General features: G+C 62.8%; 14 protein-coding genes and 1 CRISPR repeat array (1 of these 15 cut by a window edge). Of the genes, 6 read left to right on the forward strand and 8 right to left on the reverse strand.

Going from position 1 to position 23638, the window contains the following annotated elements; all coding sequences use genetic code 11:
- Window positions 1–10789: direct repeats of the CRISPR family, unit length 31 nt; unit sequence GTTTCAATCCACGCCCCCGTGAAGGGGCGAC; it begins 1106 nt to the left of the window's first position.
- An 836-nt stretch (window positions 10790–11625) separates the two neighbouring features.
- From cas2 to J7I12_RS06210, 8 genes are all read right to left on the reverse strand, one after another.
- Window positions 11626–11919, reverse strand: a complete 294-nt coding sequence (gene cas2 / locus J7I12_RS06175; protein WP_118230349.1) for a CRISPR-associated endonuclease Cas2 — start codon at window positions 11917–11919, stop codon at window positions 11626–11628.
- 3 nt (window positions 11920–11922) lie between these two features.
- Window positions 11923–12954: a type I-C CRISPR-associated endonuclease Cas1c gene (gene cas1c, locus J7I12_RS06180; protein ID WP_118230348.1), complete on the reverse strand. Its 1032-nt coding sequence runs from the start codon at window positions 12952–12954 to the stop codon at window positions 11923–11925.
- Window positions 12951–13580, reverse strand: coding sequence for a CRISPR-associated protein Cas4 (gene cas4 / locus J7I12_RS06185; RefSeq protein ID WP_118230347.1), 630 nt, complete (start codon window positions 13578–13580; stop codon window positions 12951–12953). Before cas4 ends, cas1c begins: the two co-directional genes overlap by 4 nt.
- A gap of 14 nt (window positions 13581–13594) precedes the next feature.
- On the reverse strand, window positions 13595–14473 hold the full coding sequence (cas7c, locus tag J7I12_RS06190) for a type I-C CRISPR-associated protein Cas7/Csd2 (protein WP_118230346.1): 879 nt from the start codon (window positions 14471–14473) through the stop codon (window positions 13595–13597).
- Between the two features lie 3 nt (window positions 14474–14476).
- Entirely contained in the window at window positions 14477–16222 is a 1746-nt protein-coding gene (gene cas8c, locus J7I12_RS06195) for a type I-C CRISPR-associated protein Cas8c/Csd1 (protein ID WP_118230345.1), read from the reverse strand.
- Window positions 16219–16863: a type I-C CRISPR-associated protein Cas5c gene (cas5c, locus tag J7I12_RS06200; protein ID WP_118230344.1), complete on the reverse strand. Its 645-nt coding sequence runs from the start codon at window positions 16861–16863 to the stop codon at window positions 16219–16221. The genes cas8c and cas5c overlap by 4 nt, the downstream gene beginning before the upstream one ends.
- Before the next feature lie 30 nt (window positions 16864–16893).
- Window positions 16894–19101: a CRISPR-associated helicase Cas3' gene (gene cas3 / locus J7I12_RS06205; protein WP_118230343.1), complete on the reverse strand. Its 2208-nt coding sequence runs from the start codon at window positions 19099–19101 to the stop codon at window positions 16894–16896.
- A 182-nt stretch (window positions 19102–19283) separates the two neighbouring features.
- Complete coding sequence (locus tag J7I12_RS06210; protein ID WP_207287299.1) at window positions 19284–19952, reverse strand: tetratricopeptide repeat protein; 669 nt, start codon at window positions 19950–19952, stop codon at window positions 19284–19286.
- Window positions 19953–20201: 249 nt separating this feature from the next.
- Here J7I12_RS06210 and J7I12_RS06215 point away from each other — a divergent pair, with 249 nt between their 5' ends.
- The 6 genes from J7I12_RS06215 to plsX all read left to right on the forward strand — a co-directional run bounded on the left by J7I12_RS06215 (window position 20202) and on the right by plsX (window position 23632).
- Window positions 20202–20714 carry a hypothetical protein gene (locus J7I12_RS06215; RefSeq protein ID WP_118230341.1) on the forward strand — a complete coding sequence of 171 codons (513 nt, stop codon included), beginning with the start codon at window positions 20202–20204 and terminating at the stop codon, window positions 20712–20714.
- A 62-nt stretch (window positions 20715–20776) separates the two neighbouring features.
- A complete protein-coding gene (locus tag J7I12_RS06220; protein WP_118230352.1) occupies window positions 20777–21055 on the forward strand; it encodes a GIY-YIG nuclease family protein in 279 nt (92 codons plus the stop codon).
- Window positions 21049–21687: a LysE family translocator gene (locus J7I12_RS06225; RefSeq protein WP_118230340.1), complete on the forward strand. Its 639-nt coding sequence runs from the start codon at window positions 21049–21051 to the stop codon at window positions 21685–21687. Before J7I12_RS06220 ends, J7I12_RS06225 begins: the two co-directional genes overlap by 7 nt.
- Window positions 21688–21747: 60 nt before the next feature.
- On the forward strand, window positions 21748–22308 hold the full coding sequence (locus J7I12_RS06230; RefSeq protein WP_118230339.1) for a YceD family protein: 561 nt from the start codon (window positions 21748–21750) through the stop codon (window positions 22306–22308).
- 107 nt (window positions 22309–22415) lie between these two features.
- The gene (gene rpmF / locus J7I12_RS06235; protein ID WP_118230338.1) at window positions 22416–22598 is read left to right on the forward strand and encodes a 50S ribosomal protein L32; all 183 of its coding nucleotides are present in this window, start codon (window positions 22416–22418) and stop codon (window positions 22596–22598) included.
- Window positions 22598–23632: a phosphate acyltransferase PlsX gene (gene plsX, locus J7I12_RS06240; protein ID WP_118230337.1), complete on the forward strand. Its 1035-nt coding sequence runs from the start codon at window positions 22598–22600 to the stop codon at window positions 23630–23632. The genes rpmF and plsX overlap by 1 nt, the downstream gene beginning before the upstream one ends.
- Window positions 23633–23638 lie beyond the last annotated feature (6 nt).

A 23638-nucleotide genomic window follows, 5' to 3' on the forward strand; every position in this document is an offset into this window, starting at 1 on the left:
CCGTTTCAATCCACGCCCCCGTGAAGGGGCGACCTGCGCCAGCCTTGTCGCAGTCGAGAGCCACTAGTTTCAATCCACGCCCCCGTGAAGGGGCGACTGGACGGCATACGCGAGAGCGTGGGCGTAGCCGCAGTTTCAATCCACGCCCCCGTGAAGGGGCGACACCGCATCGCCGCACAGGCCAAGGATATGGACAGTTTCAATCCACGCCCCCGTGAAGGGGCGACCTGTAGCCGCGCAGTCATTCCATTTTGATCTCACGTTTCAATCCACGCCCCCGTGAAGGGGCGACCGTGGTTCGCTGCAACAAAATACGCGCGGAAACGGTTTCAATCCACGCCCCCGTGAAGGGGCGACCGGCGTACAGCTTGATGATACGCTTGTCTTTAGCGTTTCAATCCACGCCCCCGTGAAGGGGCGACTTTTTGCCAGGCCATGCGCTTGATGGTGCGATCAAGTTTCAATCCACGCCCCCGTGAAGGGGCGACGCTCGTGGGTATGTCTGGAGATATGCAGACAGATCTGTTTCAATCCACGCCCCCGTGAAGGGGCGACCCGTCCTGGGTGTTTTCACCTTTTCCGCTACACCGTTTCAATCCACGCCCCCGTGAAGGGGCGACCAAGGGCCCCGAAAACGGCGGCGGCCAGAATGGCGTTTCAATCCACGCCCCCGTGAAGGGGCGACGTCTCGCCCCGGCGACGTAACCGAGGTGGAGATTGTTTCAATCCACGCCCCCGTGAAGGGGCGACCCCTTCAAGCTTTTTGACGTTTGTGTGCAGCCAGTTTCAATCCACGCCCCCGTGAAGGGGCGACGTCAACAGTCCGCGAACGCCGCCGGGCTCTCAAAAGTTTCAATCCACGCCCCCGTGAAGGGGCGACTGTTGCAGACTTTGCAGCGCGGGTTTCTGGTGGAGTTTCAATCCACGCCCCCGTGAAGGGGCGACGAAGACGCCGAAGCGATAAGGGCTGATGCAACGGTTTCAATCCACGCCCCCGTGAAGGGGCGACTCAGACTGCACCGCGCACCGCACCCCACGCAACAGTTTCAATCCACGCCCCCGTGAAGGGGCGACTCCCATAAGCCAGCTTACCTTGCCGGAGGGTTGGGTTTCAATCCACGCCCCCGTGAAGGGGCGACGGCGCTTGCTGGCCCGCACGGGTCTTGCTGTAGGTGTTTCAATCCACGCCCCCGTGAAGGGGCGACGGAACTGGTGGTCAAGGATGCAAACCCGCGAGAGTTTCAATCCACGCCCCCGTGAAGGGGCGACCCACGCCTCGCGTTCTTATGTCCCAGCCTTACAGTTTCAATCCACGCCCCCGTGAAGGGGCGACCCAGGGCCCGCAGGCCGTGGCTGAAATGCTTGATGTTTCAATCCACGCCCCCGTGAAGGGGCGACTTCATGGTCAAAGGTTGCGTCAGTTTCTGGCTTGTTTCAATCCACGCCCCCGTGAAGGGGCGACATCGACAGTGCAGCATCAACGCCAAAGCTCACGTTAGTTTCAATCCACGCCCCCGTGAAGGGGCGACGGACAGATAAGCCGCCATGTCGGGATACGTCGTGGTTTCAATCCACGCCCCCGTGAAGGGGCGACTGTTACCGTTGCGGCTAATATTTATGCATTGATGTTTCAATCCACGCCCCCGTGAAGGGGCGACACTATAAAAAGTAGAAGTCGTCGGCACTGGTTCAGGTTTCAATCCACGCCCCCGTGAAGGGGCGACTCTCATGTCCCGCCCCGGCGACGTAACCGGGGTAGGTTTCAATCCACGCCCCCGTGAAGGGGCGACTGTTGAGCTAACGAAAAAAAACCTTCAAAGGAGTTTCAATCCACGCCCCCGTGAAGGGGCGACGTAACTGGCAGAGCCCTCGCCGCAGGCGCTGTGGGTTTCAATCCACGCCCCCGTGAAGGGGCGACTCATAGTTGTACACGTCCTGCAGACTGCGAACGGTGTTTCAATCCACGCCCCCGTGAAGGGGCGACGGGGTGATTTTGCTGGGCGGCTAGCGGCCCCAGGTTTCAATCCACGCCCCCGTGAAGGGGCGACTAGCCCCTCAAGGGAGCCCTCCCACGCGTACCCGGTTTCAATCCACGCCCCCGTGAAGGGGCGACTCGCGGCCCCAGTTTATGCCGACGACCTGGGCGCGTTTCAATCCACGCCCCCGTGAAGGGGCGACGCCGGAAGGATAAAGCTTGGAAGCTTTAGGCGCAGTTTCAATCCACGCCCCCGTGAAGGGGCGACGCGGAGTTACTGGTTTTAGATAGGCCGCCCACAGTTTCAATCCACGCCCCCGTGAAGGGGCGACCCAAGGAGTGCTATTCAGAAACTTTTTCGAGTACGTTTCAATCCACGCCCCCGTGAAGGGGCGACCAAGCCGCCCCAGGACGCTACAAATGCGCTGATGTTTCAATCCACGCCCCCGTGAAGGGGCGACGGCAAAATTATAAGCCCGGTCACCATCTGCAGCCGTTTCAATCCACGCCCCCGTGAAGGGGCGACCATAAGCGGTCTTGAGGATGCCCTGAAGGTCGATGTTTCAATCCACGCCCCCGTGAAGGGGCGACGGGGCGTACCGCCCGATGGCGTGATCTGCACAGTTTCAATCCACGCCCCCGTGAAGGGGCGACGACCATCCGCCGCGTGGGCGACCTGGAAGAAGAGTTTCAATCCACGCCCCCATGAAGGGGCGACGCTGGCTGAAGGAGAGTCTTTTAATTCTGGATAAAGTTTCAATCCACGCCCCCGTGAAGGGGCGACCGCCCATGCTTACAGATCCTCCAGCTTGCGCCTGTTTCAATCCACGCCCCCGTGAAGGGGCGACCAACCATGGATTTTGAGCTTCTTGGCATTGATGTTTCAATCCACGCCCCCGTGAAGGGGCGACAAAGCGACGGCTCCGCTTTCGCGGAGCCGTTCAGGTTTCAATCCACGCCCCCGTGAAGGGGCGACTGACGGCGTTGGCACGAGCCAGGCGTTCCAGCATTTCGTTTCAATCCACGCCCCCGTGAAGGGGCGACCGGCCCGGCCTTTTCTGGGCGTGAGCGCTCAGGACGTTTCAATCCACGCCCCCGTGAAGGGGCGACTCAGTGTCAGCCCCACGGATTTCCCAGGCCGCCAGTTTCAATCCACGCCCCCGTGAAGGGGCGACCGCTACCCCCCACGCCGAACCGTCCGTCGTTGTAGTTTCAATCCACGCCCCCGTGAAGGGGCGACTGTTTCAAGGGCGAGAATTTCTTTGCCCGCTTCTGTTTCAATCCACGCCCCCGTGAAGGGGCGACCTTGAAGCAGTTGGGGTTTGATGAGGCGGGAGAGTTTCAATCCACGCCCCCGTGAAGGGGCGACCCACGCCTCGCGTTCTTATGTCCCAGCCTTACAGTTTCAATCCACGCCCCCGTGAAGGGGCGACGCCACCAGCCGCGCCCATACGCACCATGTCATCAGTTTCAATCCACGCCCCCGTGAAGGGGCGACACAAGGTGCAAGGCCGTATCCGTAACATGGCTGTGTTTCAATCCACGCCCCCGTGAAGGGGCGACATTGACGGCGCGAACGGGGCGACCACCTGCCCGTGTTTCAATCCACGCCCCCGTGAAGGGGCGACTAATTATAACGCAAATCTGGGATAAGGTCGTTTGTGTTTCAATCCACGCCCCCGTGAAGGGGCGACGGACACGCGCCTGGAAGCATTGAGGCAGCGCAGCGTTTCAATCCACGCCCCCGTGAAGGGGCGACCCCCCCGCCGTGGGGGGTGTAAGCCATGTGGCGTGTTTCAATCCACGCCCCCGTGAAGGGGCGACGTTAAGCACAGGTGATGCGTCAAGACGTCGCAAAAGTTTCAATCCACGCCCCCGTGAAGGGGCGACCCTCATCATCCCCGGTCCCTGCCGGGTACTGGCGGTTTCAATCCACGCCCCCGTGAAGGGGCGACCGGAGATGGGTATGGAACTTAACGAGCGGCAAATAGTTTCAATCCACGCCCCCGTGAAGGGGCGACGACCAGCATCGGCCCGGTACGCGGTAAGCTGCTCGTTTCAATCCACGCCCCCGTGAAGGGGCGACTGACAACCTGACGGTGGGCGGCTCCCTCGACCTCGTTTCAATCCACGCCCCCGTGAAGGGGCGACACGGGATACGAGCCACGGCTTCCCCCCTGTTTGTGTTTCAATCCACGCCCCCGTGAAGGGGCGACCTGTCGTCAGCGATGGCGGCAGGGACTGGAGCAGTTTCAATCCACGCCCCCGTGAAGGGGCGACGGTGCAACATGGGTACAGAAACAACGGTCGAATGGTTTCAATCCACGCCCCCGTGAAGGGGCGACCGCATTATACGTCGCCAGCGAGGCCGTAGCGGCTGTTTCAATCCACGCCCCCGTGAAGGGGCGACCGCTGCTCACCTGCGGATACACATCCCGGTGAGCGTTTCAATCCACGCCCCCGTGAAGGGGCGACGTTACTACGCCCGCCCACCCCGTGGGGCCTGTCTGGTTTCAATCCACGCCCCCGTGAAGGGGCGACCGCCCACGTCGCCCTCGGCGCGCACCGGCACACCGTTTCAATCCACGCCCCCGTGAAGGGGCGACTCCCTGCGGGCGTACTTGCCTTCAATGATTTTTGCGTTTCAATCCACGCCCCCGTGAAGGGGCGACCTGTAGAGGCCGGACTGCTGGCAGCGGCAGACCCCGTTTCAATCCACGCCCCCGTGAAGGGGCGACCCCGGAAACTGTTCTCTTCCCGGTTCTGCCACGAGTTTCAATCCACGCCCCCGTGAAGGGGCGACCGCCCCATGAGCCAATCGCATTCCCGGCCAATGTGTTTCAATCCACGCCCCCGTGAAGGGGCGACCTCCGCGATGGCGCGAAAAATCGCCAAGGCGGATTGTTTCAATCCACGCCCCCGTGAAGGGGCGACCCGGGGGCTCCGACCATTCTCCTCATGCGGATGGTTTCAATCCACGCCCCCGTGAAGGGGCGACGGTATCGGCGGCGTGACCAAGTTTGTTTGGGACAAGTTTCAATCCACGCCCCCGTGAAGGGGCGACCGCCAAGAATCCGCCGATGATTTACAGGCTAAATGTTTCAATCCACGCCCCCGTGAAGGGGCGACCCCAGTACAATTGCAACTCGCCGTTTTCGTAGGCGGTTTCAATCCACGCCCCCGTGAAGGGGCGACTCCCCCCGCCGTGGGGGGTGTAAGCCATGTGGCGTGTTTCAATCCACGCCCCCGTGAAGGGGCGACCGTAGTGCCGGGCAAGAGCGGTGCGCGGATTGTTGTTTCAATCCACGCCCCCGTGAAGGGGCGACCTTTTCCTCAAGAGGCGTATCGATGAGATGACCAGTTTCAATCCACGCCCCCGTGAAGGGGCGACCTACAGAGTGGGTGCCGACATCGGCGCAATGGGATGTTTCAATCCACGCCCCCGTGAAGGGGCGACCCGACGATACCGGGCGCATGCTGCTGGACTGGCTGTTTCAATCCACGCCCCCGTGAAGGGGCGACCAGGGCGCACCTTTTTAGGGTTGATGCTGGCGAAGTTTCAATCCACGCCCCCGTGAAGGGGCGACCATATGCAATAATGTTGAATACATCCTTGCACTGGTTTCAATCCACGCCCCCGTGAAGGGGCGACGGCGCTATTCGCCTGCCAGGAACGTCCTTCGCAAAGTTTCAATCCACGCCCCCGTGAAGGGGCGACTAGAGTTCGCCCGCCTCACGGGCATCACTCACAAGGTTTCAATCCACGCCCCCGTGAAGGGGCGACTTGGCACGGTCAGGAGCCTTTCTGAAGGGGTTAAAGTTTCAATCCACGCCCCCGTGAAGGGGCGACTTTCGGCGACAACCTCTCCGTCCTGCTCCCAGCAGGTTTCAATCCACGCCCCCGTGAAGGGGCGACCGACCCCCTCGGTCAGCGCGGTAGCGTAAGCTGGTTTCAATCCACGCCCCCGTGAAGGGGCGACTGTCGGCGTCACACTGATAAACATCCCAATTAACGTTTCAATCCACGCCCCCGTGAAGGGGCGACCGTTGCGCGCGCTTCAGGGTTTGACGTCCCAAAAGTTTCAATCCACGCCCCCGTGAAGGGGCGACCCGCCCCGGCGAATTGTCATCCGCCGCTTGGGGAGTTTCAATCCACGCCCCCGTGAAGGGGCGACGGATAATCACGGTTATTGGTTTGGGAGCTGGATAAGTTTCAATCCACGCCCCCGTGAAGGGGCGACTTAACCTCAAGGACAGTCCCTGCACTTTTGACAGTTTCAATCCACGCCCCCGTGAAGGGGCGACCGATGCCGCCAGCTATCCAAAGAGCCTTGGCTGACGTTTCAATCCACGCCCCCGTGAAGGGGCGACGCAACAGCGGTGGGTCGCACAGTCCAAGACGCGGGTTTCAATCCACGCCCCCGTGAAGGGGCGACGCGGACACATACAGGCGCTCCGCATTCGGGTCCAGTTTCAATCCACGCCCCCGTGAAGGGGCGACGATCAGCGCAACCATGTATTGCGTACTTTGCTGCGTTTCAATCCACGCCCCCGTGAAGGGGCGACAGAGTCGGCAATGTGTCTCGATGGACTCAAGGAGGTTTCAATCCACGCCCCCGTGAAGGGGCGACCGGGGGTTACGGCCCCTGCCCGAAATCGAGAGCGGGTTTCAATCCACGCCCCCGTGAAGGGGCGACTTTATAGGCGCGCACGGCATCTCGCTTTTCAAATGTTTCAATCCACGCCCCCGTGAAGGGGCGACTGTAGTGCCGGGCAAGAACGGTGCGCGGATCGTTGTTTCAATCCACGCCCCCGTGAAGGGGCGACGCCGCCAGGGTTTTCGTGGCGCGGCGATGAACGACGTTTCAATCCACGCCCCCGTGAAGGGGCGACCGGGCCCCTCAAACCGCGCGATGACGGACAGGAGTTTCAATCCACGCCCCCGTGAAGGGGCGACATTGGCGCACAGTGACGGCAGACATAGAGCTGCAGTTTCAATCCACGCCCCCGTGAAGGGGCGACTTAAAATCGCACAGAAATGGCCTTCTAAGCGATGTTTCAATCCACGCCCCCGTGAAGGGGCGACACTATGGCTTGCAGACTGGTCCCAGGTATGGGTTTCAATCCACGCCCCCGTGAAGGGGCGACGAGTGGTGATATGTCCAGGGCTTCGGCCTAAAGGTTTCAATCCACGCCCCCGTGAAGGGGCGACACTATGGCTTGCAGACTGGTCCCAGGTATGGTCGGTTTCAATCCACGCCCCCGTGAAGGGGCGACTACGGGCAGCGTAAAGCGCCTGGGGCCTCTGGGAGTTTCAATCCACGCCCCCGTGAAGGGGCGACAACCGTTTTGCATCTGGCCGGGGTGGTCCGCCGTGTTTCAATCCACGCCCCCGTGAAGGGGCGACGTTGCGCGTACCGGGCGATGCGGAAGTGTCGGTTGTTTCAATCCACGCCCCCGTGAAGGGGCGACCATGGCTCCCCATCTTTCTCCACAACACGGACAGTTTCAATCCACGCCCCCGTGAAGGGGCGACTTTTTTTGGTGCGCATCTAGGTCGTCAGGATACGCGTTTCAATCCACGCCCCCGTGAAGGGGCGACCCCAAGGATATGAGCACGGGCCGTAGGGAAGCCTTGGTTTCAATCCACGCCCCCGTGAAGGGGCGACCCCACCACATGCCAAGAGGGGCCGCGTGCCCAGGGTTTCAATCCACGCCCCCGTGAAGGGGCGACCTGACGGCAACGACATTGTGCTGTCGCCAGATTGGGTTTCAATCCACGCCCCCGTGAAGGGGCGACCTGCGGCTTACGAGCGCTACGACACCATGAAGTGGTTTCAATCCACGCCCCCGTGAAGGGGCGACTGATACGGCTTTTCACCGTCTTCGGTGGCCGAAAGTTTCAATCCACGCCCCCGTGAAGGGGCGACCGTTTTGCGGTTGTCGGTCAACAAAGGATAGAGGGTTTCAATCCACGCCCCCGTGAAGGGGCGACAAAGCCTGCGACAATTCTGGATTGCCGCTCTTGATGTTTCAATCCACGCCCCCGTGAAGGGGCGACCCTTCTTCTGTGACGACTTCAAGCTTGTGGATCCGGTTTCAATCCACGCCCCCGTGAAGGGGCGACCTCGTCCTTTTCGCCGGGGACTAGGCTTGGGCAGTTTCAATCCACGCCCCCGTGAAGGGGCGACCATGACCTTTTCTCCTATATGTATTTTTGGGCCAGTTTCAATCCACGCCCCCGTGAAGGGGCGACTGGACGCCGTCACGCTGCTCGACCTTGAGGACATGTTCAATCCACGCCCCCGTGAAGGGGCGACTGAAACAGAAATCACGTATTGTATCTTTAATGTCTGTTTCAATCCACGCCCCCGTGAAGGGGCGACGAAATTCGGATACATCATCCTTGGTCAGTTCGCGGGTTTCAATCCACGCCCCCGTGAAGGGGCGACGGTCGCACAAACCCTGCCACCACCACAACGCAGGGTTTCAATCCACGCCCCCGTGAAGGGGCGACACAATATCACGCTGGTGGGGCTTGAGCATGGGGTGTTTCAATCCACGCCCCCGTGAAGGGGCGACCTCGGCCTTTGTTTTTTCAGCCTCGGTATTGCGTGTGTTTCAATCCACGCCCCCGTGAAGGGGCGACTCATTGGACACGCTGCCGCCGTAGCGCCAAGACAAGTTTCAATCCACGCCCCCGTGAAGGGGCGACGCAGGATGTTGGGGGCATGCTCAATGCCCTGACGGTTTCAATCCACGCCCCCGTGAAGGGGCGACGAGACGGTAGATACGTTGGAAAAAATGTCGTCAGTTTCAATCCACGCCCCCGTGAAGGGGCGACGAGGCGCACGAGGTCAATCACGCCCAGCTTCGCGGTTTCAATCCACGCCCCCGTGAAGGGGCGACCATGGCATTAGGCATATGGCTGCTTGGTGAGCCTGTTTCAATCCACGCCCCCGTGAAGGGGCGACGGCGAGGTGGCGCTCTACACCGATGAAGGCGATAGTTTCAATCCACGCCCCCGTGAAGGGGCGACTGGCACTCTTGCCCCAGGGCGTGGCGTGGTCGCGGGTTTCAATCCACGCCCCCGTGAAGGGGCGACCTGTCGTCAGCGATGGCGGCAGGGACTGGAGCAGTTTCAATCCACGCCCCCGTGAAGGGGCGACGTGGACAGATGCCCAGGGGGCCAAAGTAGCCCTTGTTTCAATCCACGCCCCCGTGAAGGGGCGACGCAAGTGGTTAGACCTTGACGACTTCACAGACCTTGTTTCAATCCACGCCCCCGTGAAGGGGCGACTAAACTCTTCGCTGGCGTGGGCATCATTTTCAGAGTTTCAATCCACGCCCCCGTGAAGGGGCGACGAAAGACTGCCGGTTTCTCTCATTTCCCGGCAGGGTTTCAATCCACGCCCCCGTGAAGGGGCGACTAATACCCTTGCCGCGCATTTCTTCCTGATAGCGTTTCAATCCACGCCCCCGTGAAGGGGCGACTTCCGAGACCTCCTTATCATGGACCAGATTCGGGGTTTCAATCCACGCCCCCGTGAAGGGGCGACGCTGATGGCGGAACTTGATGCCGGGCTGTCACCCGTTTCAATCCACGCCCCCGTGAAGGGGCGACGTCGGATTCTCCAAGGGTGTTTTTACGTGTTCATGTTTCAATCCACGCCCCCGTGAAGGGGCGACATTTTCCCGAAGAGGATATGGCAGCCTTTCTTCGGGTTTCAATCCACGCCCCCGTGAAGGGGCGACCTTGTCTCTACATCAGTAGAGAGACAAGCGGCAAGTTTCAATCCACGCCCCCGTGAAGGGGCGACCGCAGCGAAAAGCGTGTTATCTATGTGTAATAATTGTTTCAATCCACGCCCCCGTGAAGGGGCGACTTCTTCAAATCCTGTGATTGCGCCGTCTTGAATCGTTTCAATCCACGCCCCCGTGAAGGGGCGACCACCGCGGAACACCTGATTATTCCCGTCAAAGCTGTTTCAATCCACGCCCCCGTGAAGGGGCGACATAGTCCATCTGTCAGTCCTTCCAGGCGATGCCGAAGGTTTCAATCCACGCCCCCGTGAAGGGGCGACCCTTGCCGCCGGAGGCCTGTTCTGCAGCAGCGGAGTTTCAATCCACGCCCCCGTGAAGGGGCGACCGATCACGTTCAGGCCGGGCACAGCCGCTTCGAGGTGTTTCAATCCACGCCCCCGTGAAGGGGCGACCCCCGCCCGATACCGCGCAACGTCAAAACCTGGCATGTTTCAATCCACGCCCCCGTGAAGGGGCGACGTTCTGAGCGGAGGCGGTCAAAGAGGATTGGTTCCTGTTTCAATCCACGCCCCCGTGAAGGGGCGACTTTTGCGCCACTGAATCCCCAAACCATGCTTTAAAGTTTCAATCCACGCCCCCGTGAAGGGGCGACTAGCCTCACCCTCGCGGATATCGTTGTCAGGGAAGTTTCAATCCACGCCCCCGTGAAGGGGCGACGCCCGGCGCATTGCCTCCGCTGGTTTCTAGGTCGAGTTTCAATCCACGCCCCCGTGAAGGGGCGACACAGGGCGAAAGAAACGACCACCACATAGCGCAAAAGTTTCAATCCACGCCCCCGTGAAGGGGCGACGCCTCCGTTCCACGGCTGGCGCACTGGACAGGCTTACGGTTTCAATCCACGCCCCCGTGAAGGGGCGACTTGCAGCCCGCTCCGTTCAGTTCGCGCCCGATTTTGTTTCAATCCACGCCCCCGTGAAGGGGCGACGATATGGCCTCGCCCTGCTCGCGGGCGATACCGCGTTTCAATCCACGCCCCCGTGAAGGGGCGACAGCGGCGTCCAGGCTCTGCACGCCGCGCGGGATACGGGGCGCATTTCCGCGAACGTACGTCCCGCAGCCTCCAGTTGTTCTTCTCAAGCTGAGGCGGTCCTCCTATTTCCGCCACAAGCGGGCCTTGGCGCCATTTGCGAACCCGCTGGGTTTCCGCCACAGCTTGGGGTTCGCGGCGCAGCCAGTTTCTTTATGAAATTTATAGTAAATTCATACCGCAAGGCGATGCTGATGGCAAGATTTTTGAAATCGGTCCGGGGTCTGCGGCGGGCTCGCGGGCACAGGCCACGCCGCAAGGGATGGTGGCAACCCCACAAGACACTTGAGCAGCGGAGGGATACCACTAGGCACACCATTTTGCGCCGAAAAAACGCGCCCGCGATCGTCCACGTAAAGAGCCGGCTTCGGCAAGGGGAAACAGCTTAAAAAACTCCCCCACGCCTTTGCGTCGGTCGCCCTTGCACCTGTGAAGCAGATTACCGCCAAGGGATATCTCTCTCGCGCCCATGATTGACAGCTCGCACATACTTGCACCTGTGAAGCAGATTACCGCCAAGGGATATACCGCCCCCATGCATGAAAGGCAGGGAAGACGTCATTGGGGCGTAGTATTGCGCAGCCCGGCTTTACGTGCGCCTTTGCGGCAGGCGTCCTGCCCTCGCAGCCGCCAGAACAATTACAGACCAAGGCTGTCTTAAATCAGACTAACTTATGGATATTTATAAATATTATAACACACCCATTCTTGCGCTTAACCGCGCAAATACATCGCGATTGCGCCTCAACGGCGGGCGCCTGCTGACGCAACCGCCAGGGCATTGCAACGTTGCAATGCCCTAAAAAATGAGCGCGTCGGTTTCCGGGTCATAGCTCTGGCCCGCGCCGTGCTGCTCCACGCGCCGCTGCCAGTTTTTGCCCAAAAAATAAAACCTCAGGCTGTCCTGCGCGGCGTCAAACGCTTCCAGCAATTGCGCACGCAGCGCCGCCCACTGGGCCGGGTCCACCACGCATTCAAACACGGAATACTGCACGCGCTGACCGTAATTGGTGCAGATGCGGGCAATGCGCCGCAACCGCCGTTTGCCGCCGGGGTCTTCAAAACTCACATCATAACTCACCAGCACCAGCATGACTTACTTCCAGAAAAAGGGCGGATACCCGTCCAGATCGCCCCGCAGATATCGCGCCAGCAATTGCGCCTGAATATGGAAGACCAGCCCTAAGGGGAGAGACTGGTTCAGAAAAGGATGGGTCACTTCCTGCTGCTTGCGTTTCTGCCAGGCGGTGAGCACACGCTTGCGCGCGTCGTCGTCCATAAGCACCGCCCCGCTCTCTTTGCGCGCAAAATCCCGGCCGCGCACCTCGCCCCGGTTGATGAGCGAAAGTACTAGCCGATCCGCCACCACAGCGCGGAATTCTTCCATCATATCCAGGGCAAGGCCGGGCCTGCCGGGCCTGTCCCGGTGCAGAAAACCCACCTGTGGATCCAGCCCCACACCCTCCAAAGCGGAACGCACGTCGTGCGCCAACAGGGTATAGACAAACGAGAGCAGACAATTGACCGCATCCAGCGGCGGGCGACGATTGCGCCCGGCAAAGGGGAATTCCTCCCGATTCTGCAGAATCAGACAGTCGAACACGCCAAAATAGGCGCTGGCCGCCTGCCCTTCCATCCCTCGGGCCTGATCCAGACCCAACGGACGGCGCAACTCCTGGGCACAGGCTTCCAACACCTGCAGAGCCTGCCCCACGCGCGCGGCGTCCACCCGCTCACCGTGGTCCCGCAGGCAGCGGCGCAGCACCGTCCGCGTATTGGCCACCTTGCCCGCCAGCACGGCCCGCGCCACCCCGGCCACGCCCGCCGCGTCGTCGGCCTGGCGGTACTGAGCCTTGCGCAGGCGCACATTGCCCTGCTGCGGCCCGCGCACCATGGCCAGAAAGCGGCCGTGCTCCGTCAAAAAAGAAACAGCCAGCCCCTGTTCAGCGCAATGCCCCAGCAAAAAAGGGCTGCACAGCACATTGCCAAAGCAGACAATGCCGTCCAGCACATGCAGAGGGAAGCGCCGCGAAGCCCCGTCCTCGCCCCGCACCAGCACACACTCCCCATCCTTGGAAAGATACGTGCCCTGAGCCGTGATATAGAGGGTATTGAGCAGCTTTTTCATGACAAAAGCCCCCGCAATAAATAGTCCTCCACCCCTTGTCGGGGGGCCTTGGGCATGCAGCGGGAGAGGAGCGAACAGCCCCGGCAGCGCGGGCCGTAGCGCCCCGGCGGCGTGCGGCCGCCCTCCAGCAGGGCGTGCAATCCGGCACAGGATTCCGTCACCACGGCCCGCAGGCGGGCATCAAAGAGCACCCGCTCCCGCCGTCGCGGCTGCCCATAAAAAATGGCCCCTTCAGGGATGTCCCGGCCCAGCATTTCCTCCAGACACATGGCCTGGGCGCAAAGCTGCGCGCGGTCCCAGTCCTCCACCTTGGGGCTGCCCCGCTTGTATTCCACGGGATAGACCATGTCGTCCGCCGATGCTGCGGCTGACGCGCCGTTCTCCCGCCGTTCCACCAGATCGGCAATGCCGTAGAGCCCCAGACGTTCGCTCCTGACCGGCACGCTGCGATCCTCTGCCACACCGCCGCGCGCGCCGGGAAGCCCGGCGTCCACACGGCGGTGCAGCAGACGGCCCTCGGCCGTAAAGCGGTTCTCCTCCCAGACGCCTTCCAGATGAATGAGCGCGCACTGGCGCGGGCAGTACAGATAGTGCTGCAGGGCGGAAAGGGGCAGAAGATCGTCCACGGCCAGTCTTCCTTTTACAACAGTTCTTCCACGCTGACGCCAGCGGGCACGGCGGCCGCATCCACGCTCACCGCATAGTCGCCAAAGGCCCTGGCCGGCGCGCTGCCGTCGCCCTGGCGGGCCACGCGCACGGCGTCAAACAAAACGTGCGCCGGGGCGTTGCCCAGGGCGTCCGCATGCTTGAAGACAATGAGCTTACGGGCGCTCATGAGGCCGCGCGCCGCCGAATGGTCCAGATCGAACATCTGCCGCAGGGCCTGCCAGAAAAGCTGCAGGTCGTCGTCGGAAAAGCCCGTGCCTTTGTCCCCTTGCGCCAGATGGGGAGAAATAAAGCCGTGGGCCAGGTACAGGGCATAGGGCAGGATGTGTTTGTTGCCCATGGTACGGTTGCCGCCGCCCTGTTTTTCAGCCTCCTTCTCCGTTTCCACGGCCATGCGGGTGATGCTCACCTCCACAGGCACCACAGCTTCCACGCTGCGGGCAAAGGTCAATTGCACGGGGCCGCGTACCTGGCCGCAGTTGTTGAGCTTGGTGGACATGACCGCCCCGAAAGCGCGCACGTCATAAAAATTGGCGCACATCCAGCGCCGGGCCGCGTCGATTCTTGCCGACTCGCCTTTGCAGGCCTTGGCTTCGACGCTTTCATAGGCGGGTTCACGGGACTGGGACAATACGGCCCGCTCCGCCACATAAATCTTGTAGCCCGGCTCTCCGGCCTTGGCGATTTCCACAAAATTGCGCACCTTGCGCTTAAGGCAGACGTCCGTCACCAGGCCGAAGCCCGTTTCCGGGTCCAGACGCGGGGTGTTGCCCGCATCCGGATCGCCGTTGGGGTTGCCGTTCTCCACGTCAAACAGGTAGACAAAATCGTAACGGTTGCTGATGGCGGCCATGGCTTAGTCCTCCCTTTGCGCTGCGGGCGCGACGGTTGCGCTTTCTGCGGTTTCTTTTTTGGTAAAAAAGGCCTGGCGCTGCTGATAGTAGCCCAGGATAAACATGCCCTGCTCTTCCAGCCGAAGGGCAGCGGGAAAGCCGCCGCGGGCGGCGTCCAGGCCGTTCAGGATTTCCTGCAGAGCTTTTTCCAGATTAATGGCCTTTCCCGGCTCCTCCTTGCGAATTTTTGCCAGCCCGTGCTGGGCGTTGCGCAATATTATGGGAAAAACGCGGGCCGGCGTGGCCGAAGCCGCGCCGAAAAAGCGGTCACGCACTGTGGCGTTGGCCCCGGGAACGGCATTTTCCTGAATGCGTTCCACCAGAGCGAACAGACGGCCCAGACGATAGGCCACATCCGTAATACCGATATCCAGGCTCATGGGAACCTCCTTCTGTGCGTTGCGGACCAGCCAGGCCTTGAGCATGGCCGCCCGAAGAGAGTTGACGCCCCTGTCCGCCCGGATGCGCTCCACGGCGGCAGTGAGCAGCGTACGGGGGTAGGGCAGTTTGCCCACAATGGCCCGCAGCAGTTGCCCGGCCAGCAGAGGGGAAATGTTTTTGGAATCCCGTCGGGAGGCCAGCTCCCGCAACAGCTGCCAGGGGCTGGGGAACTCCGGTTCGCTGTCAAAACTGCGGCGCAGGCGTAACGCCTGGTAGTGGGCCGCCAGGTTGGCGGCCATGCCGCCCACTGTGTCCCGCTGCCAGAAGCGTACGGCCACGCGGGCCGCATTGCCCGCCAGGCCCAGCACAAAAAAGCCTGTGGCCGGGTCGCCCAATTCCTCAGGATAGCGGCCTTGCGCCACGGCGGTAAGATAGCCCTGCAATTGCCGGGTCAGGCTGTCGTCTTCCGCCTTGCCGCCCATGCTCATGCCGAACAGCCCCTCCGCCGCCGGGGCCGCGGACCAGAACACCACTGTGGTTTCGCCGATGACGACTTTGCGCGGGCTGCCCTTGGCCAGCAAGTGGTTGAGGGCCGTGGTGTAGGCAAAGGCCGCGCCCTGCCCTACCGGGGCATTGTAGTTCTGTTCCTTGCCGAAAGATTTGAAGGACGCGATGTTAAACGAAACCAGGGCGGCCCCGGTGGGCTGCGCCCCGGCCACCCCTTTGAGGGCCGGATGGATGGCCGGAATGGGCGCGTTGTCTTCGCCGGTCACCAGGCACATACCCCTTTCTTCTACGGCGTTGGCGGCCAGATGCCCCAGCCATGCCTTCTGAAACGCCGGACAGTCGTGCAGAAAACGCCGTTCTCCGTCCAGACGGAAAACCAGATTCCAGCCTTCCATTTCTTTCCAGCACGGCAGTTCCGCAGCCTGTTCCGGGGTCCAGGCTTCCAGAAAACGCAGCAGGGCCAGGGCCCCGGCGTCGTCCAGGGGATCCAGCAACTCGTGGGCCAGGGCCTTGAAGGCGGCGTGGGCCTGCGCCGTGCGTTCGGGCTTGCCCTTGGCGTCCGCGCCCAACACATAGCCCGTATTGTCCCAGGCGAAATTGGCCAACACGTTGACGGACCGCTTCACCGGCCCCGGCACACGGAGTATCTTTGCCTTGCCCTTGGCGTCGCGCAGGTCTTCCGGCGGCCCGGCCAGGGTGCCGTCGGGCCGCAGCGCCAGACAGAACTGCACGCCCTGCATACCGAAGCCGTAGGGCGAGATGTCGGCTTCCGGGTCGGCGGCCAGACGTTGGTAATAGTCGTTGAGGGCTTGCAGAATCATGCGCTTTCCCTCCCTTCCCGGCAGTCCAGCACGCCGTTGCGCAGCCGCGCGCGAAAAAAGCGCGGGCTCATGTCCGCCGTGTAGTCCAGGTCATAAAGCATCCAGCCCAGATCCGCTTCGCCCTGCAGGGGAGAAGTGGGAATATCCCCCTCCACCGGACCGAAAAAGGCGGCAAACTCCCGGCAGCCCAGGTACGGCCGGTGAAAGCACTGGCCTTTGGCCGCCCTGCGGTTAAAGATGTCCAGATGTTTGCCGTCATTGCGGTCTTCTGTCGAAGTATAGCTGAAATGGGCTTCAATGACGTAGTCCACCTGGCGCAGCACCAGGGCGGCCCGCTGCTGACGGCTGTCCTCCACAAAAAGTCGCAGGGGCGTGGTCCCGTCCTTCATGGCGGAACTCACCGTGCCAGGAGGGATTTTGTCGGCCACCTCGTTACGTCGCACATTATCAAAAACAATGGGCCGCAGGACGTGGATTTTGTCCACCACCCAGCAAATGCTGGGCTTCCAATACACGGCCTCCAGCACGCCGCGCGCGGCGGAGGGCGTCATGACGTCGTAGCTCACGCGCTCCGCCTTCATTTCCGGGCGGGTAAAGCAGGCATACTCCCCCCAGACCCGCAATCGTACACCTTGAGACACGGGCAGACCTCCTTGGTAAAAAGGCCAGGATCAAAAAATAAAATCTTCCGCCGTGGGGGCCTGGCAGACCAGCCCCAGGCGCTCATCGTAAAAATCCATATCCGCAAGCACTGCGCAGCCGCCCGCCCCGTCTCCCTGCTCCGTTTCCGGCCATTCCAGCGCGCCGCGCAGATCCAGAGCCTGGAACTGGCCCTCGTAAACCTGCACCGTGTACTGTTGCAGTTGCCGTAAAATGCCGCGCGGATGTTCCGCAAACGGCAGGGCGGCCAGCAGCTCGCGCGCCGTGGCGTCGTAGGGGATGACAATGGGCAGCATGGCATTTTCAATGAAGTGGAAGGCCTGCGCCGCACTGCGGAAAAACCACTGTCCTTTGGGGTCGGAAAGCAGATCGAGAATGCCCTTGCTGTCCAGGCTGTCCTCTTTTTTCCAGTACACTGTGCGAAAATAACGGTGCAACGCCTCAGGGCTGAAGGGATCCGCCACATGGCGCAAGACTTCGCGGGCGCTGTCAGCCGCGTAGCGGAAGGCCCTGGGCACGCCGCCTTCCGGCGTGAATACGGTGACCGGCGCAAGGCCGTCACATTCGCCCTCGCGGTTGCAGCGCCCGGCCGCCTGCACCAGCGAATCCAGACCGGCCAGTTCGCGAAAAACGCGGGGAAAGGACACGTCCACACCGGCCTCTACCAGTTGCGTGGACACGGTCAGGCAGGGCGCGCCTTCCCGCAGCTGCCCACGGATGTCCTCCAGCACGCGGGAGCGGTGCGCCGGACACATGAGGGCGCTCAAATGGCGCGCGCCCGGCTGGTCCTGCAGCAGACGAAACAGCTCCGCCGCCCGCTGCCGGGTGTTGACGATGCACAGAACCTGCCCTTGCTGCCGCAGACGGCCAGCCAGATTTTCCAGGCCAAGGGGCTCGTCAAGCAGTTCCAGACGGGTACGGGCCAGATCGCGCTGCAGACGGGTGGGGTCCGGGGCCAGCTCCCGCACCGCGCCGCGCAGGCCCTTTTTGAACTCCGTGGGGTCGTACGCCAGAGCCGGCTGGGTGGCCGTACAAAAAACAATGCTGCAGCCATAATGGGCGGCGAGTTCTTCCAGGGCCCGCAGGCAGGGAAGGAGGTAGTCCGTGGGCAACATCTGCGCTTCGTCCAGCACAATGACCGAACGGGCCAGATTGTGCAGCTTGCGGCAGCGCGAAGGTTTAGCCGCAAACAAGGACTCAAAGAACTGCACGTTGGTGGTCACCACCACGGGCGCGTCCCAGTTTTCGCAGGCCAGGCGGTGGCGGCGCGCGGCCGGGCTTTCGCCCACCGTGTCCGTGTCCGCGCCGGGCGCAAGCACGCGCGGGTCAAAATTGCTGTGGTGCTCAATCACCGCGCCTTCAGGAAAGATCTCCCGAAAAACCCTGGCGTTCTGTTCAATAATGGAAGTGTAGGGGATGACGTAGACCACCCGCCGCAGGCCGTGGGCCAGGGCGTGCCGCAGGGCAAAGCTCATGGACGAAAGGGTTTTGCCGCCGCCCGTGGGCACGGTCAGGCTGAACAGACCGGGCGCGAGGGCCGCCCCCTTGCGGCAGCTTTCCAGCACGGCGGCCCGCAGGACGTTGACCCGCCCTGTGGGGCTGAAGCCCGCGCAGTGCGCGTCCAGGGCGGTGGCCAGGGCTTCCAGCGGCGGCGCGCCAGACGCGCCTTTTTGCCGCTCCGCCGCCTTTGCCGGTTGGGTAAAGGCTTCAGTATCCGTATAGTCCGCATCCACCAGGGCGGAAAACAGCAGCCGCGTAAAAAAACTCAGGCCAAACGGCGTGGGCGCAAAGGGCGGCTGCAGCACGCGCACAAGGTCCGCATCCGGAGTGGCGACCTCCGGCAAGGGTACGGCCCGGGCGCAAAGCTGCCGCAAGGAGGCCGCCCCGTCCCGGCCGCTGTTGTGAAAATCCGGCAGGCCGCCGTGGTGTCCGGCCACGCAGTAGGCCAGCAACAGGCCCGGCGCCTCGCCGTGCTCCAAGAGCCAGCGCGCGCCGGGGCCCTTGTGGTCCACCAGGCGGCGCAACGTGCCCAAAAGCCGCTGCTGAAAATCGGGCAGAGCCTTGCCCGCATCGTGTGACAGACCACATTGCCGGCCCCAGTCCGCCGCGCCGAAAACGGCAGCCCTGGACGACGCCCCGGCCGCCACCTTTTGTAAATGCTCGGCCAGGGGCTGCCATTGGTCGGGCGGGCGACCTTCCAACGTGTGCGCGTAGAGCATACACACCCCCAAAAAACCATCGCGTCCTGTGCAGACGAGGCATTTCGTTATTTTTATTCATTGGCTTATCAAAATGCGCTTGCCGCAGCAAGCGCGGCAGAACAAAAAATGCCCGGCAGACGCGAAGCCGGGTTGCGGCTACCGCGCCTGCCGGGCGACAGGCTGTACAAAAACGGACAGGGTTACGGCATGGTGTATTCGCGCTTGGTGGCAAAGATATTGCCTTCGCGCTCCAGCCCCTGGGCAGCGGCCTTGCTGTACCACTGGGCGGCTGTGGTCGCGTCCTGCGTCGTGCCCACGCCATACTCGTAGCAGGCCCCCACATAGCGCTGAGCCTGGGCAAAGCCCTGGTCCGCCGCCAGCTTGGCCCAACGGAAGCTCTCTTCCGGATTTTTGGGGAAGCCGTACTTGCCCTGGCTGTAGTAGAGGGCCAGGTTGAAGCGGGCTTCGGCATTGCCGCTGTCGGCCGCGCGACGCATAAGGTCCGCCACGGCGGCCTCGTTGCGGGGCAGGCCCACGCCCAGTTCGTACTGATAGGCCAGCAGCACCTGCGCTTCGCTGTCGTTTTGGTCCGCCGCCAGGCGGAACCACTTGGCCGCGGTGCTCAGGTCCTGGTTCACGCCCAGGCCGTTTTCATAGCAACGGCCCAGCAGCACCTGCGCCCGCGGGTTGCCGTCCGAGGCCAGGGGCTGCACCATCTGGATAACCTGCTTGTATTGCCCTATGTTATAGGCCGTCCAGGCTTTTTCCAGAGTCTGCGCCGCAGTGGCGGCCGGCGCGGCCACCGCCGTCCCTGCAAGGCCGCAGGACAGAACCAAGGCCGCCAAAAGCGCCGGGAGGGATCGTTTCATGACAAAACTCCTTAGTATGGCGGGGCGGAATGGCCCCTGCCCGTGCATAAGAATAGTGTGCCGTCCGCCCCTTGGCAAGGGTTCCGCACGACCGCGCCGCATCCGTCATGGAGAGGCCGGGGCCGGTCCATCACCCGGTCCGGCCCCGGCCGTCTTCTGCACCCTGTCTTGACGCCCCGGCCCGCGCAGGGCACAACCAAGTGACCACATTGCCAGCCGGGTTCCCGAACCCGCTTTGAGGAGAACGTCATGCCCCAGTCCGACCAGCAGCCCCCCCGCACGCCGGGCGCAAACCCCGGCCGCAAAGCCCTGCCCGCGGGCAACGGCAGCTCCGTCACGGACGGCCCCAAGGTGGTGGAGGCCGAAGTGCTGCACGGGGACGCGGACGCAGGCCATGAAAGGGAGGACGCCCGCCGCGACGGGACTGCGGGCTCCCGCCGGGAAGAACATTTTTATTATCGCGCCACCTACGGCAACCGCGGCGACGGCTTTGCCCGACTGTGGAGCTTTGGCCGAGAGGACGGCAATGCCTGTCTGGCCCCCTGCATCACCTTTACGCTGTTTCTGGTCTGTCTTGCGCAGTTTGGCTTTCTGGCGGGCCTGGGCTTCGTGTTTTTTCACACCGTAGGGGCTGTACTGGGAGCCCTGAGCGAAGTGCGCCGCCTGGCCGCCGGCCGCGTATCCAATCCCTGGCTCTGGCGACTGGGCAACTGGGCGGTTTCGTTCCTTATCACCGTCTGGCTGGCGGGCGGCTTTGATTGAACTTGCGGGACCGCCTGCGCCATCTTTGCCAGATGCGGCCTCCCCGCGCCTCTACTATGATTATGCTGCAAAAATCCTTACTGTGGCAGGTCTACCTGCTGGAATGCGCCGACGGCACCCTCTACTGCGGCGTCACCCGCGACCTGCGCCGCCGTCTGGACCAGCACAACGGCCTGTGCGCGGGCGGAGCGCGCTACACGCGGGGCCGCCGCCCCGTACGCCTGCTGGAACACCGCACCTGCCCCGACCAGGGTACGGCCCTGCGCCTGGAGCGGGCGGTCAAGGCCCGGCCGCGCGCACAAAAACGGATTTTTCTGCAAAAGGGGACGCTGCCGTGCTGACGCCCGAAACCGCTTTGGCCTTTTTTGCCGCAGCCCTGCTGCTGGCCGTGGCTCCGGGGCCGGACAACATCTTTGTGCTCACCCAGTCCGCCGTGTACGGCGCGGGCGCGGGCGTAGCCACCACCTTCGGGCTGGTCACAGGCCTCTGCGTGCACACCACGGCCGTGGCCTTGGGCGTGGCCGCCCTGTTCCAGAGTTCGGCCCTGGCCTTTACCCTGCTCAAGGCCGCGGGCGCGCTCTATCTGCTGCGCCTGGCCTGGCTTTCCTTTCGCGCGGGCGCGGCCCTGGCCCTGACCCCGGAGGCAAAGCCGCCCTTTCCCGGCTATCTGGCTCTGTACCGCCGGGGCATTGTGCTGAACGTGACCAACCCCAAGGTTTCCCTGTTTTTTCTGGCTTTTTTGCCCCAGTTTTGCGACCCGGCGCGGGGCAGTGTGGCCCTGCAGGTGCTTCAACTGGGCGGGCTGTTCATGCTGGCCACGGTGGTGGTGTTCTGCGCCGTGGCCGCCCTGGGGGGACGGCTGGCCCTCTGGTTCAACCGCTCGCCGCGCGGGCAGATGCTCATCCACCGGGCAGCCGGAACCGTTTTTGCCGGGCTGGCCCTGCTGCTGCTGTGCAGCGGCCGTGGCGCTTGAGCGCGACTGCTTGACATCCCCTGCCCCAGGGCGTATGGGAATCAACTTTCAGAGGACAGCATGCAAAACTACCGCATCGGACTCGGCGATCTGCCCCCGGAGGGCAAAGAATTTGTGCTGGATGACCCCGCCATCTGGCTGGAACCCCTCAAGGAGTTCCATATGGATTGCCGGGTGCGCAAACCCTTGCGCGCCACGATTTCCGTAACGCCCGTAGAGGACGGCTGGCTGGTGCGCGGCAGCCTGGAGGGCGAAGTGGCCCTGCCCTGCAGCCGCTGCGCGGAAGACGCCATTACCCCGCTGGCCGCGCGGTTTGAAGACTTTGAAAGCCTGCCGGAAGAGCCCGAACCCGAAGCGCCCAGGCGTCACGCCGCGCAGGAACCGACGCCGGCGGGCGAGCGACTGGTCTGGGAGCGCGGCGCGCTGCTGCTGGACCTGGCCGCCGTATGCTGGGAAGAATTTGTGCTGGCCCTGCCACCCACGCCCCTCTGCCAAGAGGGCTGCAAGGGCCTGTGCGCCCGCTGCGGGGCCAACCTTAATGCCGGACCCTGCGGCTGCCCGCCCGAAGAAGGCGACCCCCGCCTGGCAGTGCTGCGCGGGCTTGTCCGGCGCGGCAAGTAGACATCCGCCCGACTTTTGCGTAACCTGCTGTGTCTTGCGGGCGGGCCTTTCCCGCCCCTTTGCACAGCCAGCCCAAGCCTTCCGTCTATACGGAAAAGGAGACCGCCATGGCCGTTCAGCAGAATAAAAAATCCCGTTCCCGCAAAGGAATGCGCCGCTCTCACGACCGCGTGGCCGTGCCCGCCGTCATCTACTGCACCTGCGGCGAACCCACCCTGCCCCACAGCGTTTGCCCTAACTGCGGCGAATACAAAGGGCGCAAGGTGATTGCCGGCAACGACAACGCGTGATGAACGAGCGCCCCGTCATTGCCGTGGACGCCATGGGGGGAGATTTTGGCCCTTCCGTGGTGGTGCCTGGGGCCATTGAGGCCGCCAGGCTGTACGACCTGCACGTGCAGCTTGTGGGAGATACCCCCAAGCTGGAGGCCGAGCTGGACAAGCTCGACCTCGTCAACGTGCATTTTGACATCGTGCAGGCCGATGACGTGGTGCACATGAACGAACGCCCCTCGGACATCCTGCGGCGCAAAAAAAACGCCTCCATCCAGGTGGCCTGCCGCCTGGTCAAGGAGGGCGCGGCCGACGCCGTGGTCAGCGCCGGGCATTCCGGAGCCACGGTGGCCTGCGGCATGTTCATCATGGGGCGGCTCGCCGGGGTGGAACGTCCGGCCCTGGCGGCCCTGCTGCCCACAGAAAAAGACCCCGTCGTGGTGCTGGACGTGGGCGCCAATGTGGATTGCCGCCCCTACCACCTCTTTCAATTCGGCCTCATGGGCGACGCTTTTGCCCGCGACCTGCTGGGCTATGCAGCGCCGCGCGTGAGCCTTTTGAGCATCGGCGAGGAAGAAGGCAAAGGCAACAGCCAGGTCAAGGAAGCCTACGAACTGCTGAAAATGGCTCAGAACCTCAACTTCGCGGGCAACGCCGAAGGGCGGGACATTTTTACCGGCGACCTGGACGTGGTGGTCTGTGACGGTTTTGTGGGCAATGTGGTGGTCAAGATGAGCGAAGGGCTTGCCGCCTCGCTGGTGCGCATGCTCAAAAAAGTCTTCACATCCGGCCTGTTGCCGGCCCTGGGCGGCATGCTGGCCCGGGGGGCCTTCCGGCGCTTTGCGCGCACGGTGGACTACGCCGAATACGGCGGCGCGCCGCTTTTGGGCCTGCAGGGTCTGGCCATCGTCTGTCACGGGCGCTCCAGCGCGCGGGCCATGACCAACGCCGTGCGCATGAGCGGCACCTTTATACGTAAAGGCACCAATCTTCGCCTGGCCGAAACCATCCTGGCCAACGAGGAGCTTACCCGCTTCTCCCGCGCCATCTAACCCACG

The organism is Desulfovibrio diazotrophicus (assembly GCF_902498985.2).
Taxonomy (GTDB): Bacteria; Desulfobacterota; Desulfovibrionia; order Desulfovibrionales; family Desulfovibrionaceae; genus Desulfovibrio; species Desulfovibrio legallii.